We start from the raw sequence: 15,517 nt of genomic DNA, 5'->3' as shown, positions 1-15,517 counted from the left end.
CCAACGGGATACGTTTATGCTGATCACGCTTTCACCTGCCAAGACGCTGGATTACACCAGCCCGCTGCCCACCCAACGCTACACACAGCCTGACCTGCTGGCGCATTCCCTGCAACTGATACGGCACTGCAAACAACTGACCCCGGCAAATATCGCTTCGCTGATGAGCATCAGCGACAAACTGGCGGACCTGAATGCAGCTCGCTTTCAGGAATGGCAACCGGAATTTTCGCCGGATAACGCACGTCAGGCGCTGTTGGCATTCAAAGGTGATGTCTATACCGGTCTGGCGGCGCAAGATTTCAGCGAGGCGGATTTTGATTTCGCCCAGCAGCATCTGCGCATTTTGTCCGGCTTGTATGGCGTACTGAAGCCGTTGGATCTGATGCAACCTTACCGTCTGGAAATGGGCATCCGGCTGAAAAACGACGTGGGTAACAACCTGTATCAGTTTTGGGGCGATACCATCACCGAAACGCTCAATCTGGCGTTAGCCGCGCAGCACGACGATATTCTGATCAATCTGGCATCAGATGAATATTTCAAATCCGTCAAACCGGCCAGGCTCAAGGCGCGGCTGATAAAACCGGTCTTTCTGGATGAAAAGAACGGCAAGTTCAAGGTAATCAGCTTTTATGCCAAAAAGGCTCGCGGCCTGATGAGCCGTTTCATCATTCAAAACCGCCTGACCCAACCGGAACAGCTAAAAAATTTCGACAGCGAAGGCTATTATTTTGATGCCGCTGACTCCTCAGCAGACGAATTGATTTTTAAGCGCCGCGAACGCGATGCCTGACAATCCAGATGAACCACACCTAACGAATAGGGCCGGAAAGCGGTTTCCCACCTTCCGGCCCTATTACGTTTCTGGCCGAACGCTATGTTCAGTCGTCCAGCCTGGCTGAGTTAGTACGGCAATTCCATCAGGAATTTACGCAGCAATGCGAAGTCCGGCGCGAAGTGGTGCGACAGCAACGCCAGCTCGGCACGTTCAGCCAGTGCCTGCGGCAGCGGCAACGCTTTACCAAGAATCGCCTCCACGCTTTCCTTGAACTTAGCCGGATGGGCGGTGCCCAGGAACAAGCCATATTCGCTCGGCTGCAACTGATCACGCAACAACCGGTAAGCAATCGCGGCATGAGGCTCGGAGGTGTATCCCAGCGCGTCCAGTTCCAGCATAGTGGCTTGGGTGGTTTCATCACTCACCGCGCCGAACGCCAGTTCCTTCAGTTGCCAGTTCTTACGGCGGAACAGCTCCTCCACCCGCGGCCAGTTATTCGGCTGGCTTACGTCCATGGCGTTAGAGAGCGTCGCCACCGTCGGGTTTGGCTGCCATTCGCCGCTTTGCAGAAAACGCGGCACGGTATCGTTGGCGTTGGTGGCGGCAATAAAGCGTTTCACCGGCAGGCCCAGCGATTTTGCCAGCAGACCGGCGGTCAGGTCGCCGAAGTTGCCGCTCGGCACCGAGACCACCAGTTGATTGCGCGCTTCCTGCGGCAACTGCGCCACCGCTTCGAAATAGTAGCTGATCTGCGCCAGCAGACGGCTGATGTTGATAGAGTTGGCGGAATTCAGCCCGATGGCGCGTTTCAATTCCTCATCGTCGAACGCCTGCTTCACCAGCGCCTGACAGGCGTCAAAATCGCTGTCGATAGCGATGGTGTGAATGTTGCCGCCCAGCGTACAGAACAGTTTTTCCTGCAACGGACTGATCTTGCCATTCGGATATAGAATCACCACCCGCACATTCTTCAGGCCGTAGAACGCGTGTGCAACCGCCGCACCGGTATCGCCCGACGTGGCGGTCAGAATCGTTATCTGTTCATCGCCTGCCACTTCCGCCAGCATTTGCGCCATCAGGCGGCCACCAAAGTCCTTGAACGCCAGCGTCGGGCCGTGGAACAGCTCCAGCGCGGCGATGTCATCACTCACCGGCACCACCGGCGCAGGGAAGCGGAAGGCCGCTTTAACGCGCTGGTAAATAGTTTCATCGGACATTTCATCACCAATAAATGCCGACAAAATGCGGCTGCTGCGAGTCACAAAATCCTGTTCCAGCAGTTCGTCAATCGTGGTGCGTTCGAATTCCGGCAGCTCCAACGGGAAAAACAGGCCCTGATTGCTCCCCAGCCCTTTGCGGATCGCTTCGGCGAAATTCACCTGTTCATTGTGATCTTTCAGATTGTACAGTTTCATGCGTTATCCCAATTGTCGCGCGCCTGCGGTATCCAGACGGCAAATATGAACAAAACCTTCGTCATTCTGCAGATAGTTTTCCTGCAGCCAGCTTGCCAGACGCTGTGCAACGCCCATGTCATTACACACGGAAAACAGCGTCGGTCCGGAGCCGGAAATGCCGCAAGCCAGCGCACCTAACTCGTCTGCCGCCTGACGCGCCTCGGCAAAACCGGGCAGCAGACGCGTACGATACGGCTCGGCGATCACATCTTTCATCAGCTTAACCGCCAGTTCCGCCTGGCCGGTATGGCAGGCATGAATGAAGCCCGCCAGATAACGACCGTGGCTAATGCAGTCCTGACGACGATACTGCGCCGGCAGAATAGCCCGCGCTTCCGCTGTAGACACCTTGATGCCCGGATAGGCCATCACCCACAACCAGTCATCGAATCCCGGCACCGGCTGGCTGATGATGCACATCTCTTCCACCATCAGTTGGATGCCGCCCAGGAAGCATGGCGCCACATTGTCATAATGCACACTGCCGGAAATACGCCCTTCCAGCTCTCCCATTAGCGCCAGCAACCGGGTGTCATCCAGCGGCTTGCCGCAGAATTCGTTCATCGCCATCAGCCCGGCGACCACCGAGCAGGCGCTGGAGCCAAGCCCGGAACCAATCGGCATGTTTTTCTCCAGCGTCATGGCGACCGGCACGGTCTTGCCAATCTCCTCACAGAACCGCTCCCAGCATTGATAAACGATGTTATCTTTCGGGTTATCCGGCAGTTTGCTGACAAAACGTCCTTCATTGTGCAGGCTGAACAGGTCAGCTTCCCGCACAGTGACACAATCGCCGAGCAGGGTGCCGTCTACCGGCGATACCGCCGCGCCCAGCACGTCAAACCCCACGCTCACATTCCCGATGGATGCCGGGGCATAAATCTTCACCATTCTCACACTCCCACCTTCCATGACAGCGTACGCAACAGGTCTGCAAATACCCCGGCCGCCGTCACATCATTACCTGCACCATATCCTCGCAACACCAGCGGCAGCGGCTGATAGTAGCGGCTATAAAACGCCAGTGCGTTCTCACCGTCTTTCACCTTAAACAGCGGATCGTTTCCGCCGACTGCGCTGATCGTTACCTGGCATTTGCCATCTTCAATTTTGCCGACGTAACGTAGCACTTTACCTTCAGCGCGTGCCGCTTCAACCCGGTGGGCAAACTCGGCATCCAGCGCTGGCAAGCGCTCCAGAAAACTCGCCACATCACCCTGTGCATATTCCGCTGGCAGCACAGAATCGACCTGAATATCGCCCAGTTCCAGCGCATAACCCGCTTCACGCGCCAGAATCAACAGTTTACGCGCTACATCCATTCCGGAAAGATCATCACGCGGGTCCGGTTCGGTAAAGCCTTTCTCTTTCGCCAACAGTGTAGCGGCAGACAGCGACATACCTTCATCCAGCTTGCCAAAGATGAATGACAACGAGCCAGAGAGAATGCCATTAAAGCGAATCAGTTCATCGCCGGCATTCAGCAGGTTCTGCAAATTTTCAATCACCGGCAAACCCGCGCCCACGTTGGTGTCATACAGGAATTTGCGACGAGCTTTTGCCGCCACCTGGCGCAATTGATGGTAATACTCCAGCGTGCCCGTGTTGGCTTTCTTATTAGGCGTGACAACATGGAAGCCATCCGCCAGAAAAGCGGCGTATTGATCGGCAATCGCCTGACTGGAGGTGCAGTCAATGATTACCGGGTTCAGCAAGTGATACTCTTTCACCAGACGGCTGAGCGCCGCCGGGCTGAACGGTTCGCGTGCCCGCGCCAACTCATCGCGCCAGCGATCCATCGGAATACCGTGCATGTTGGTCAACATCGATTTAGAGTTGGCGATGCCGCACACCCGCACATCGATGTGTTTCTGCTTCAGCCACGACTGCTGGCGCTGAATCTGTTCCAACAGCGCACCGCCCACACCGCCCACGCCAATCACGAACACGTCCAGCACCTGATTGGTGTTGAACAACATCTGATGCGCCACTCGCACGCCGGTGGTCGCTACATCGTTACTCACCACTACCGAGATTGAACGCTCGGACGACCCCTGCGCTATCGCCACGATATTGATATTGGCGCTGGCCAACGCGGTAAACAGGCGAGCAGACAGGCCACGCAGCGTGCGCATACCGTCGCCCACTACGGAAATGATCGCCAGCCGCTGCACCACATCAAGCGGTTCCAGCACGCCTTCTTTCAGTTCCAGATAAAACTCCTCTTCCAGCGTCTTACGCGCACGCGGCAACTCATTTTGAGATACACAAAAACTGATGCTGTATTCAGACGAGGACTGGGTAATCAGCACCACTGAAATACCCGCGCGAGACATGACGGCGAATACCCGCGCCGCCATCCCGACCATCCCTTTCATACCGGGACCGGAGACGTTGATCATCGCCATGTTGTTCAGGTTAGTAATGCCTTTAACCGGATACTGAGTATCGTTGATTTCCAGCCCAATCAATGTACCTGGCGCCTGGGGGTTTTCGGTATTCTTGATAAGGCAGGGAATCTGGAACTGGGCGATGGGGGCGATAGTGCGAGGGTGGAGAACTTTGGCGCCGAAGTAGGATAACTCCATCGCTTCCTGATAGGACATCGACTTCAGTAATCGTGCATCAGGCACCTGACGCGGGTCACAGGTATATACGCCGTCGACATCCGTCCAAATCTCACAACAATCGGCGCGCAAACATGCTGCCAGCACCGCCGCTGAATAGTCAGAGCCGTTACGACCCAGCACCACCAGTTCGCCTTTATCATTGCCGGCAGTGAAACCCGCCATCAGGATCACATGGTTCGCCGGGATCACCAGATCATTGATACGACGAGTGGATTCAGCGATATCTACCGTAGATTCCAGATAGTGCCCCTGCGACAGCAGACTGCGCACCGGGTCGATGACCGACACCTGATAACCGCGCGCCTGAAATACCGCTTCCATAATGGCGATGGATAGTTTTTCGCCCCGGCAGATAATGGCAGCGTTAACGCTATCCGGGCACTGCCCCAGCAACGCGATGCCATGCAGCACCTGCTTGAGTTGCGCGAATTCTTCATCCACCCGCGCTTTCAGCCTGTCATAGGCGAACCCAGGTTGCGATTGCGCCAGTCCCTGCAATAAATCGGCAAAAATAACTTCCGCTTCGATGATATTTGGCTGGATGTCCTGTTTAGCCACGGTTTTTTCAATCATGGCCACCAAATGGTTGGTGATTTTCGCCGGTGCCGACAGCACCGTAGCGACCTGTCCCTGACGTGCATTGCTTTCGATGATATCGGCAACGCGCGCAAATCGTTCTGCGTTAGCTACCGAGGTTCCGCCAAATTTCAGCACTCGCATTTTTGTCTATTCTCCTGAATTTTCAGTGGTCAAAAACGCTGGTGGCGTTTTTGAAAACCGTTTGCAACGGCCTTGTATCGTTGACGGACAGAAATAAGCCCGCAATAACTGTAAAAAAAAAGCCCGCACTCTGAAGTGCGGGCTTTTTCTGGATTCATCTGTACGCGTCAGCCCGCACCGTTACTGGTAGTACCGGTGGTAATAATAATGGTGGTGACCAGGCTGATATAATGCATTACGTAACGTTCTCGTGATTCGAAAAATTATCTTCCCTATTAGTTAGGGCAATCGCCTTGCTAAGTCAACGGATTTCTTCATTTCTCTGTTCGCTCAACGCCAGCCGTAACGGACAAAAGCTCTATACAAAAACAAAAAAGCAGGGCAATAACGCAGAAAAATCAGCTTACCAACATGTTCCGCCGCATTGCTTTCATTATTCCTTATCTTCTGCCAACAACGCTTTTTCCACATCGTGCAATAACCTATGCAACATGGCGTTATCCCGATGCTCCAGTAAACCAAGCCGCTGCTGGAGCCAATCACGCAGCTTTTCATCCTCCTGCGCACCGACCCGAACCAACAAACGCGAAAACCGATCACGTAACGCAGCCAGCTGCCCTGAATCAGTTGGCGTCGGTTCGGCGGCGGCTATCTGCATCAACGGCGCCAGTTGATAGCAATACACCATCACCGCTTGCCCCAGATTCAATGACGGGTAATCCGCCGCCATCGGCACGCCGGTCAGGATGTCCGCCAGCGCTAGTTCCTCATTGGTCAACCCGGAGTCTTCACGACCGAACACCAGTGCTGCTGATTTCACCCACTGCTGTTTTTCCTCCAGCACCCCCAGCAGTTGTACTGGCGAGCAGTAGTAATGAAAATGCGCACGGCTACGGGCAGTCGTCGCTACCGTAAATTCAACATCCGCCAGAGCATCAGCCAGTGTCGGGAAAACCACTACGCCATCAAGAATATCGCCTGAACCATGCGCCACCCAACGTGCCGCAGGCTCAAGATGCGCAGTGCTATCAACAATCCGCAATTGGCCAAACCCCATGGTTTTCATGGCCCGCGCCGCTGCACCCACGTTCTCGGCCCGTGCGGGCGACACCAAAATGATATAAAACTGCACACAACCTCCCAGTCAGCACCCGGCAGGTGCGCTGACGATTCAGAATGTAGCGATAATTACGCTGGAATAGCACGTCTGCCAGGTTTTCACGCCTGCGGCATATGACTTGAAACACAACCTTAACACCCTGTCACTTTCGAATGGCATGTGACCAATGCCGTAATAGTGAAAATGGAAACGCTTCAGCTATCAGCATTTATTATGCCGTGGTGAATATAAAAATGTTAAATTGTGATAGATAGCGGCATTCAGTGCGCGTTTTCCACAAATTACTAACGTGCTACAATGAAGTTTGATATATGTCAATGGACCGTTGATTTGCCCGTCGGTGAAATCAGTGCTCACTGTTATGTTGCTGTTAATAAGGTTAAACTGTGCGCCACAATAGGCTCTGTTGAAAAGCCTCATCGCCACCTGTTATCAAGCGAAGAGTCAGGTGGAAACAAGTGCATCAAAACGTATTTACGTACTTGAGTCAGTCGGCGGAAAAACGGTGAACATGGTTTCCCAAAGCGCCCGAGAGAACCAGGACTTCTGTACTTTCGAATCTCTATTAGTTGGCAATTTTAGGTAGCAAACATGCAGACCCCCCACATTCTTATTGTCGAAGACGAGTTGGTAACTCGTAACACTCTCAAAAGTATTTTTGAGGCTGAGGGCTACGTTGTTCACGAGGCCACCGACGGTGCCGAGATGCATAACATTTTGTCCGAACATGATATCAATTTGGTCATCATGGACATTAACCTGCCGGGCAAGAATGGCTTGTTGCTGGCGCGTGAATTGCGCGAGCAGGCAAGCGTAGCACTGATGTTCCTGACCGGGCGTGATAACGAAGTCGACAAGATTCTGGGCCTGGAAATCGGTGCAGATGACTATATCACCAAACCGTTTAACCCACGCGAGCTGACCATTCGCGCGCGCAATCTGTTGTCTCGCACCATGAATCTGGGCAGCGGCACCGAAGAACGTCGTCTGGTGGAAAGCTACCGTTTCAACGGCTGGGAACTGGATATCAACAGCCGTTCACTGGTCAGCCCAAACGGCGAACAGTACAAACTGCCGCGTAGCGAATTCCGCGCTATGCTGCACTTCTGTGAGAATCCGGGAAAAATCCAAACCCGCGCTGAGCTGCTGAAGAAAATGACTGGCCGCGAACTGAAACCGCATGACCGTACAGTCGATGTGACCATCCGCCGCATTCGCAAACATTTCGAGTCTACTGCCGATACGCCGGAAATCATCGCTACCATCCACGGTGAAGGTTATCGCTTCTGCGGCGATTTGGAAGACTGATTACCTGACACCTCAAGGTAATAATGCAATGGCCGGGATACCCTCCCGGCTTTTTTATGCACTGTAGATAACGTCTGTTACTTGCTCCAGGGCAGAATCGGCACCGCGCTCAGCGCGTTTTTCGGCGATCCCTCCACCAGACGATCAGAATAGGTCAGATAAACCAACGCATTGCGTTTCGCGTCATAAAAGCGCACCACCTGCAATTTCTTGAAAATTAACGAGGTACGCTGCTGAAATACCACGTTGCCTTTTCCTTTACTGTTGGTGATCTTATCACTCAGGGTAATGGGCCCCACCTGCTGACAGGAAATAGCCGCATCCGACGTATCTTCCGCCAGACCAAGCCCACCTTTGATTCCACCGGTTTTCGCCCTGCTCAGATAACAGGTTACGTTTGCCACATCCGGATCATCAAACGCTTCCACGATAATTTTATGGTCTGGCCCTAACAATTTAAAAGCCGTATCCACTGAACCGATTTCCTCAGCCCAGGCTGATGTTACGCCGCAGAGCAGGGCCGCAGCCGTCAACACAACTCGTCTTTTCATCATTGCCTTTCTCTCACTTTGTTGCCGTCATAACGTAGTTTCTGTAGTCCAAAAACCGTTTGTCAGATAGATTGCTTTAACAGCCTATGTTAATCAGATTCTTTATTCATAAGGCACAAAAATCTTGGTAAGTACCCTGGGGAAAAAGTTGCTATCATGCCGAGCTTATACGCTTAGCTCTCGGTGTGTTCTATGAGGACGATCTATGGATCAAGCCAGTATCATACGTGACCTGCTCAACTGGCTGGAGGGTCATCTGGACCAGCCTTTATCACTGGATAATGTTGCAGCCAAGGCCGGCTATTCCAAGTGGCATTTACAGAGAATGTTCAAGGACGTAACGGGTCATGCCATCGGCTCCTACATTCGCGCCCGTCGGCTTACCAAAGCGGCTGTTGCATTATGCCTGACCAGTCGCCCAATTCTTGATATCGCCTTGCAGTACCGTTTCGATTCGCAGCAGACCTTCACACGGGCATTCAAAAAACAGTTTGCCCAGACGCCAGCCTCCTACCGTCGTGCGGATGACTGGAACACTATTGGTATCCATCCGCCAATTCGGCTGGGTGCCTTTACTATGCCGCAACCACAATTTGTCACCATGCCGGAAACGCAGTTAGTTGGGCTGACTCAGAGCTACACCTGTAATCTGGAACAAATTACCTGCTTTCGTACTGAAATACGCGTTCATTTCTGGCGGCAATATTTAGGAGAGGTCAAGGAGGTTCCGCCGGTACTTTACGGACTGCATCATTCTCGCCCCAGTAAGGAGAAGGATGATGAGCATGAAGTGCTGTATACCACCGCGCTGGAGCCACATCATGTTCCGGAAAGTGTTCATTCCGGCGAACCGGTGACATTACCAGGCGGTGATTATGCCCTGTTTATCTACGAAGGCCCGGCGGACGATTTGCAGGACTTCATCATCACACTGTACGATACCTGCTTGCCGACCTATAAACTGACCCGTCGCAAAGGCTTTGATGCGGAACGTTTCTATCCCAAAGGCCCTAAAGAAGCCGAACCGCCCAAAATCATCCGCTGCGAATATCTGATTCCGATTCAGCGTTAGCGCTGCAATTCATCCAACGCTGGAGCGTCAAGATGAGAGACGTCTCCGGCCGTTTCCACTATCCATCCCGGCGCCAACCAAGGGCTTTGCTGATAATCCACACGCGACAGCGAGCAGTTGCGCAGTCTCAAGCGGCGTTCTGCCCAGGCAGGCAACCCCAGCAACGTACTTATCAGACAGCCCAGCGCAATACCGTGGCTCACCAACAATGGCCGACTGCCTTGCGGCAATGTCAGGCATTTCTCCAGCACGCGATGCATACGCAGCGCCAATTCCGACATAGACTCACCATCAGGGATGCGACCATCCTGAGTCCCATCCACTAATTGCTTACGCCAGCGTTCTTCTTCGGGGCTTAACGAATCAATCAGCCTTTTTTCCAGAACGCCCATGTTTAGCTCTCTCAGGCCCGGTTCCATGATGACGGCGCAGCCGTTGCAAGCCTGCGAAATAATGTCGGCAGTATGTCGGGTACGCCCCAGGTCACTGGTAAAAATATGGGTGATCCCCAATGATTTTACCCGGTCGGCAACCAACCTGGCCTGATGTTCACCATCCAGGGTAAGCGGACTGTCTGACTGCCCCTGGATGCGCCTTGCCACGTTCCACTCAGTTTCACCATGACGAACAAGATATACCTGTAACATGATTTTTTTCCGTTATACTGCGTCAAACTAACTACAAGGTAGGGAAACATTATGTACCATGTTGTCGCATCTACGACCAACCCGGCCAAGATTAACGCCATCACTTTAGCATTTACCGATGTTTTTGGTGCAGATAATTGCCGTATCGAAGGGGTTGATGTAGACAGTGGAGTGCCCAGTCAACCTCAGGGTTCTGTTGAAACCCGCACAGGCGCGAGGAATCGCGTGATGAGAGCGAGACAGGTTCGTCCGGAAGCTGACTTCTGGGTTGGCGTGGAAGCCGGAATCGAAGAAAGTATGACCTTCGCCTGGATGGTGATTGAAAACGCGACCATCCGCGGCGAATCTCGTTCAGCCAGTCTGGTATTGCCGAAAAGCATTCTTCAGGGAATCGATGAAGGCCGCGAACTGGGTGATGAAATGGCGCGCCTGACCGGTATCCAGGATATCAAACGTCAAGGCGGCGCGATTGGCGTTTTCACGGATGGAAAATTGTCCAGAACCAGCGTATACCATCAGGCGCTGTTACTGGCGCTGGTGCCTTTCCATAATCCAGTTTATCAACACCCAATCCACGCGCCATCTGTTTGATAGCAGCCCCAAAAAAGCTACACCTTATTCTCTGGCAACAACTGATCTTCCAGCCAGATTTTCAATCTGGCTGGGGCAGACTTAAGACTATTTGAACCGCGGGTGATGGTCGCAATACCAGCCCCCAGCTCATTTTTCAATTCACGCTGGCTCATTTCGCCACGCATCAGTTCTTGAATAATACGCACCCGGGTTCCCAACGCTGTCCGCTCATCCGGCGTTAACAGCAGTTGTAACAGCGGTTGCTCTAACCCTTCCGCCATGGCCTGTTGAAACAGGCTGACAAAAGCTCGCCAATTTTCATCGTCTTGTTCGGACAACGTCGGATCGTGAAATGAAGATGATGTCATAACAACCGCCATACTATTTAGCTAGTACAACAGCATAACACAGTCTTCATCACGAGAAAAAGCGCAGAAAAGAGGATGCATTCCCACGGTAAAGCGGGTGTTCAAACAACCATTACCCGTACGACGCCCCCGTTCTCAGCTAAAACAGGGAGCCGGGTGTGCCCCCTCGCTATTGGTTGGGTAATAATTGTCTGGTTAATCATTCCCCGGTTAATAACGCCGTAGCCACTCATTGTCCATCAATAAGGCGGTCTGGCGCTGTTGCATCAGGCTACGGTAGAAAACGTCATACGCCAGCACGTTTTTAACGTATCCTCGCGTTTCAGAAAACGGGATGCTTTCTACAAACGCGATAGCGTCAATCCGGCCATTGCTGTCTTTTAGCCAGCTACTCACCCGTGACGGCCCAGCGTTATAAGCGGCAGATGCCAAAATACGGTTCTGACCGAACGACTGATAGACATAGTCAAGATAACTGGTGCCAAGCTGGATATTCGTCTGCGGGTCCAGCAACTGGCTGCTATTGGTATAACTGGCGATGTTGAACATCTCGGCAGTGTGCTGCGCCGTAGCAGGCATCAGTTGCATCAACCCAGATGCGCCTACCGCGGAATGAGCCTGTGGGTTCCAGGCACTTTCCTGACGGGCAATTGCCATAGCATAACTCTGGCTGATGCCTTTACCCTGCGTAGCCTGACGGAAATCGTCGCTCCATGCCAGCGGGAAGCGTTCTTCCAGATTATCCCACAGTTTCGCCACAATCGTGGCTTGCACACTCAAATCATACCAGCGTTGCTCAAGCGCAAAGCGCGCCAGCGCCTCCTGCTGTGCGCGATCACGGCTGGCCACCAACCCTGACCATTCAGAACGAGCCAGGCTTTCCAGTCCCCAAAACATCAATTCACGTACCCGAACGACCTCAGGTAACTGCCCAATTGATCGCTCAGGTTTGGCAGCAATCATGATAGTCAGCGGATAATTGACATTGAGCTTCTGCGCAGCGGCCATCGGGTAAAAACCACGGATTTTCATCAGGTCACGCAGTTGATTCTCGCCCTCTTGCTTTTGCCCTTGTTCTATCAGCAGTACGGCTCGCCAGTAACGCCATTCATCCTTTTGCTGCACATCCACCGGCAAACGCGCTATCCACTGGGCAAGCCCTAGTCTATCCCCCTGCCCCAGAGCCATGCGAACACGCCGCTCCAGCAGCGGCGCCGAATTGCTACGCAAAATTACAGCATCGCGCCAGCGTGCCTGTTCTTCAGTCGCATCACTGTTCATCAGACGCCAGGCAACGTCATCCTCCATGGTCTGGCGCTCCTGCGGACGCATTTTCTGCAAGCGAACCAGTTGTGGCAACAATGCCCGCGCCGCATCAGGGTCTTCGCGGGCAATGCGGTTAAACGCCGATAATACCGCCTTGCGGGTAAAATCCGTTGGGCCGACTGACCGTGCAAAGCGCTCAATCGTTTTAGGATTACTTTGCAATTTCAGCAACGCTTCAACGATGGTTTTGTACTCTGCCGGTAATTGTCTGGCAAGATGATTCACCAGACCTGCACTGCCTGAATCCATCGCCAGCCGCATCCGTTCAAGCACCATGAACGATGTCAATCCCCCCTGTTGCTCCCAGGCGGAAAACAGCTTGTCACACGTGGGCGGCAGTGAACGACCAGTCAGCCAGATATCGCGCGCCTGCTCCCAGACACCTTGCGGCTGCCCAACCATGACTTTGGCATACAAATAATTGCAGAGGGAAGCGACCGGCTTAGGCTGCTCCGGGTTGAAAGCCAACAAACCGTTCCAGTCCTGACGACGAGCCAGTTCATTGATAAAACTGTTATTGAGCGTACGCACGGCGGGCAGCGTCGGGTGTGAAGCCATAAACTGCCTGACCTGCGCAGTACTCAGCACCGATAGGTCCTGCGTCAGCGCACGGTATTCCAGATAAGGATAAAGCGGGTAATCACGCAACGTCGGCATCAATTGGGAAACCACATCCATCTGATTGTTATCCCAGGCAGACTTGACCTGCTGATAGCGCTGGCGCTGCTCATCCAGCGAGTCCGCCAGTACCTGGCACGATACCCCAACGAGACATAGCACGGCGGCTACATAGCGCCAATACCCTATTTTGAACATACTGCCCTGACCTCACTCGCTATCGTTTCTGCCATTGCGCCGAACGCTGTCGCCAATACCACCGAGCATCAATACCACGCCAACAACGACCGCATGGCATTGACTGATTGGCTTTTTTTCAAACCAAATCAGTGTGGCATATCATACTGCCTGGTAACAATACGCCGAAAGCGCCCTAAAACAGAGTGAAATTCACAGCGTTTCCCCTTTATTTCCAAGGAAATTCGCAATTTCGGCTGATACCCGCATCAACTATGCCACCAAGGATGGAAGCAGCTTCTCAGAGTCAACAACACCGTGACAGGATGGCTGGGATCATGAGGCGAAAACAGATAAACTCCGTCGACAATAAATTTCCTTTTGCTGGCGGAGCATCACTGCTCTTCCGGTATCATGCCCCTACAGGCGCCATGCTTTTAATGGCATAACGCTAAACTGGACAGAAAAGAGGCTCAGAGCAACGTGGCTCAATACGTTTACACCATGCATCGCGTCGGAAAAGTCGTTCCGCCGAAGCGCCATATCCTGAAAAATATCTCCCTTAGTTTCTTCCCCGGCGCCAAAATCGGCGTGCTGGGTCTGAACGGGGCGGGTAAATCTACTCTGCTGCGCATCATGGCAGGGATCGATAAAGACATCGAAGGCGAGGCTCGCCCACAACCGGGAATCAAGATCGGCTATCTGCCTCAGGAGCCCCAGTTGAATCTGGAGCACACCGTCCGCGAAGCGATTGAAGAGGCGGTCAGCGAAGTGAAACATGCACTGACCCGTCTGGACGAAGTCTATGCCGCCTATGCGGATCCGGATGCCGACTTCGATAAGCTGGCAAAAGAACAAGGTGAGCTGGAAGCTATTATTCAGGCCCACGACGGCCATAATCTTGATAACCAACTGGAACGGGCCGCCGATGCGCTGCGTCTGCCGCCGTGGGATGCCAAAATCGCTACCCTCTCCGGTGGTGAACGCCGTCGTGTCGCCATCTGCCGCCTGCTGTTGGAAAAGCCCGACATGCTGCTGCTCGACGAACCGACCAACCACCTGGATGCGGAATCCGTCGCCTGGTTGGAGCGCTTCCTGCACGACTACGAAGGCACTGTCGTTGCTATCACCCATGACCGTTACTTCCTTGATAACGTCGCGGGCTGGATTCTGGAACTGGACCGTGGCGAAGGGATTCCATGGGAAGGCAACTATTCTTCCTGGCTGGAGCAGAAAGACCAGCGTCTGGCACAAGAAGCGGCGACTGAAGCTGCCCGACGCAAATCCATCGAAAAAGAACTGGAATGGGTGCGCCAAAATCCAAAAGGTCGTCAGGCCAAAGGCAAAGCCCGTCTGGCTCGCTTCGATGAACTTAACAGCGTGGAATACCAGAAGCGTAACGAAACCAGCGAGCTGTTTATTCCGCCGGGTCCTCGCCTTGGCGACAAAGTGCTGGATGTACAGAATCTCACCAAATCCTATGGTGACCGGGTGCTGATCGACAACCTGTCGTTCTCTATTCCTAAAGGTGCCATCGTCGGGATTATCGGCCCCAACGGCGCCGGTAAATCGACGTTGTTCCGTATGCTATCCGCACAGGAGCAGCCGGACTCCGGTACTATCTCGCTGGGCGAAACCGTTCAACTGGCGTCAGTCGATCAGTTCCGTGACAAAATGGACGGCAGCAAGACCGTATGGGAAGAGGTTTCTGGCGGTCAGGACATCATGCGCATCGGCAATTTCGAGATCCCAAGCCGCGCCTATGTCGGTCGTTTTAACTTCAAAGGCGTCGATCAGGGCAAGCGTATCGGGGAACTCTCCGGTGGCGAGCGTGGCCGCGTACATCTGGCCAAACTGTTGCAAGTTGGCGGCAATATGCTGCTGCTTGACGAACCGACCAACGATCTGGACATCGAAACCCTGCGAGCGCTGGAAAACGCCTTGCTGGAATTCCCCGGCTGCGCCATGGTCATTTCCCATGACCGCTGGTTCCTGGACCGTATCGCCACCCATATCATCGACTATCAGGATGAAGGTAAGGTGGAATTCTTTGAAGGCAACTTCACAGAATACGAAGAGTACAAAAAACGCACACTGGGTGCAGAAGCGCTGGAACCGCATCGCATCAAGTATAAAAAAATGGCGTGACACCGTGCCACCCCATTTCTG

Annotated in this window: 14 protein-coding genes and 1 other annotated feature; of the genes, 5 read left to right on the top strand and 9 right to left on the bottom strand. The window is 53.4% G+C overall.

Features of this window, described 5'->3' with window-relative positions; translation table 11 throughout:
- Positions 1-16: 16 nt before the first annotated feature.
- Entirely contained in the window at positions 17-796 is a 780-nt protein-coding gene (gene yaaA, locus Dpoa569_RS02775; protein WP_042872877.1) for a peroxide stress protein YaaA, read from the top strand.
- Between the two features lie 110 nt (positions 797-906).
- Here yaaA and thrC read toward each other — a convergent pair whose 3' ends face one another.
- From thrC to Dpoa569_RS02750, 5 genes are all read right to left on the bottom strand, one after another.
- Positions 907-2,196, bottom strand: coding sequence for a threonine synthase (gene thrC, locus Dpoa569_RS02770; protein WP_042872879.1), 1,290 nt, complete (start codon positions 2,194-2,196; stop codon positions 907-909).
- A 3-nt stretch (positions 2,197-2,199) separates the two neighbouring features.
- Positions 2,200-3,129 carry a homoserine kinase gene (gene thrB / locus Dpoa569_RS02765; protein WP_042872882.1) on the bottom strand — a complete coding sequence of 310 codons (930 nt, stop codon included), beginning with the start codon at positions 3,127-3,129 and terminating at the stop codon, positions 2,200-2,202.
- A 2-nt stretch (positions 3,130-3,131) separates the two neighbouring features.
- Positions 3,132-5,588, bottom strand: a complete 2,457-nt coding sequence (gene thrA / locus Dpoa569_RS02760; RefSeq protein WP_042872884.1) for a bifunctional aspartate kinase/homoserine dehydrogenase I — start codon at positions 5,586-5,588, stop codon at positions 3,132-3,134.
- Between the two features lie 112 nt (positions 5,589-5,700).
- Positions 5,701-5,817 (bottom strand) — a sequence feature (Thr leader region).
- The gene (locus Dpoa569_RS19770) at positions 5,756-5,824 is read right to left on the bottom strand and encodes a thr operon leader peptide (RefSeq protein WP_128569842.1); all 69 of its coding nucleotides are present in this window, start codon (positions 5,822-5,824) and stop codon (positions 5,756-5,758) included. It overlaps the preceding feature by 62 nt.
- 197 nt (positions 5,825-6,021) lie before the next feature.
- The gene (locus Dpoa569_RS02750) at positions 6,022-6,720 is read right to left on the bottom strand and encodes a tRNA/rRNA methyltransferase (RefSeq protein WP_042872886.1); all 699 of its coding nucleotides are present in this window, start codon (positions 6,718-6,720) and stop codon (positions 6,022-6,024) included.
- Positions 6,721-7,299: 579 nt separating this feature from the next.
- Here Dpoa569_RS02750 and arcA point away from each other — a divergent pair.
- A complete protein-coding gene (gene arcA / locus Dpoa569_RS02745; protein WP_042872887.1) occupies positions 7,300-8,016 on the top strand; it encodes a two-component system response regulator ArcA in 717 nt (238 codons plus the stop codon).
- A gap of 77 nt (positions 8,017-8,093) precedes the next feature.
- Here the strand turns inward: arcA and creA are convergent, their stop codons facing one another.
- Complete coding sequence (gene creA / locus Dpoa569_RS02740) at positions 8,094-8,567, bottom strand: protein CreA (RefSeq protein ID WP_146411026.1); 474 nt, start codon at positions 8,565-8,567, stop codon at positions 8,094-8,096.
- A gap of 205 nt (positions 8,568-8,772) precedes the next feature.
- On the opposite strand from creA, the gene robA reads away from it, so the two are divergent.
- Complete coding sequence (gene robA, locus Dpoa569_RS02735) at positions 8,773-9,639, top strand: MDR efflux pump AcrAB transcriptional activator RobA (RefSeq protein WP_042872889.1); 867 nt, start codon at positions 8,773-8,775, stop codon at positions 9,637-9,639.
- On the opposite strand, the gene gpmB is transcribed toward robA, so the two are convergent.
- A complete protein-coding gene (gene gpmB / locus Dpoa569_RS02730) occupies positions 9,636-10,286 on the bottom strand; it encodes a 2,3-diphosphoglycerate-dependent phosphoglycerate mutase GpmB (protein ID WP_042872891.1) in 651 nt (216 codons plus the stop codon). The two genes, robA and gpmB, sit on opposite strands and share 4 nt — an antisense overlap.
- Positions 10,287-10,337: 51 nt before the next feature.
- On the opposite strand from gpmB, the gene yjjX reads away from it, so the two are divergent.
- A complete protein-coding gene (yjjX, locus tag Dpoa569_RS02725; protein ID WP_042872893.1) occupies positions 10,338-10,877 on the top strand; it encodes an inosine/xanthosine triphosphatase in 540 nt (179 codons plus the stop codon).
- Positions 10,878-10,894: 17 nt separating this feature from the next.
- Here yjjX and trpR read toward each other — a convergent pair whose 3' ends face one another.
- Both trpR and sltY read right to left on the bottom strand, forming a co-directional pair.
- Positions 10,895-11,227 carry a trp operon repressor gene (gene trpR / locus Dpoa569_RS02720; RefSeq protein ID WP_042872895.1) on the bottom strand — a complete coding sequence of 111 codons (333 nt, stop codon included), beginning with the start codon at positions 11,225-11,227 and terminating at the stop codon, positions 10,895-10,897.
- Positions 11,228-11,437: 210 nt separating this feature from the next.
- Positions 11,438-13,360, bottom strand: a complete 1,923-nt coding sequence (gene sltY, locus Dpoa569_RS02715; protein ID WP_164837119.1) for a murein transglycosylase — start codon at positions 13,358-13,360, stop codon at positions 11,438-11,440.
- Between the two features lie 471 nt (positions 13,361-13,831).
- Between sltY and ettA the strand changes: the two genes are divergently transcribed.
- Positions 13,832-15,496, top strand: a complete 1,665-nt coding sequence (gene ettA, locus Dpoa569_RS02710; RefSeq protein WP_042872900.1) for an energy-dependent translational throttle protein EttA — start codon at positions 13,832-13,834, stop codon at positions 15,494-15,496.
- The last annotated feature ends 21 nt before the right edge of the window (positions 15,497-15,517 follow it).

This window comes from Dickeya poaceiphila, assembly GCF_007858975.2.
GTDB classification, from domain to species: Bacteria; Pseudomonadota; Gammaproteobacteria; order Enterobacterales; family Enterobacteriaceae; genus Dickeya; species Dickeya poaceiphila.
Note: the sequence above shows the minus strand (reverse complement) of the source record. Positions and strands in the feature narration are given on the sequence as shown.

Bases quoted from the DNA above. Each gene is read 5' to 3' on its own strand.
- creA (WP_146411026.1), bottom strand. From the start codon at position 8,567: ATGAAAAGACGAGTTGTGTTGACGGCTGCGGCCCTGCTCTGCGGCGTA.
- yjjX (WP_042872893.1), top strand. From the start codon at position 10,338: ATGTACCATGTTGTCGCATCTACGACCAACCCGGCCAAGATTAACGCC.
- thrB (WP_042872882.1), bottom strand. From the start codon at position 3,129: ATGGTGAAGATTTATGCCCCGGCATCCATCGGGAATGTGAGCGTGGGG.
- trpR (WP_042872895.1), bottom strand. From the start codon at position 11,227: ATGACATCATCTTCATTTCACGATCCGACGTTGTCCGAACAAGACGAT.
- thrC (WP_042872879.1), bottom strand. From the start codon at position 2,196: ATGAAACTGTACAATCTGAAAGATCACAATGAACAGGTGAATTTCGCC.
- robA (WP_042872889.1), top strand. From the start codon at position 8,773: ATGGATCAAGCCAGTATCATACGTGACCTGCTCAACTGGCTGGAGGGT.
- gpmB (WP_042872891.1), bottom strand. From the start codon at position 10,286: ATGTTACAGGTATATCTTGTTCGTCATGGTGAAACTGAGTGGAACGTG.
- yaaA (WP_042872877.1), top strand. From the start codon at position 17: ATGCTGATCACGCTTTCACCTGCCAAGACGCTGGATTACACCAGCCCG.
- thrA (WP_042872884.1), bottom strand. From the start codon at position 5,588: ATGCGAGTGCTGAAATTTGGCGGAACCTCGGTAGCTAACGCAGAACGA.
- arcA (WP_042872887.1), top strand. From the start codon at position 7,300: ATGCAGACCCCCCACATTCTTATTGTCGAAGACGAGTTGGTAACTCGT.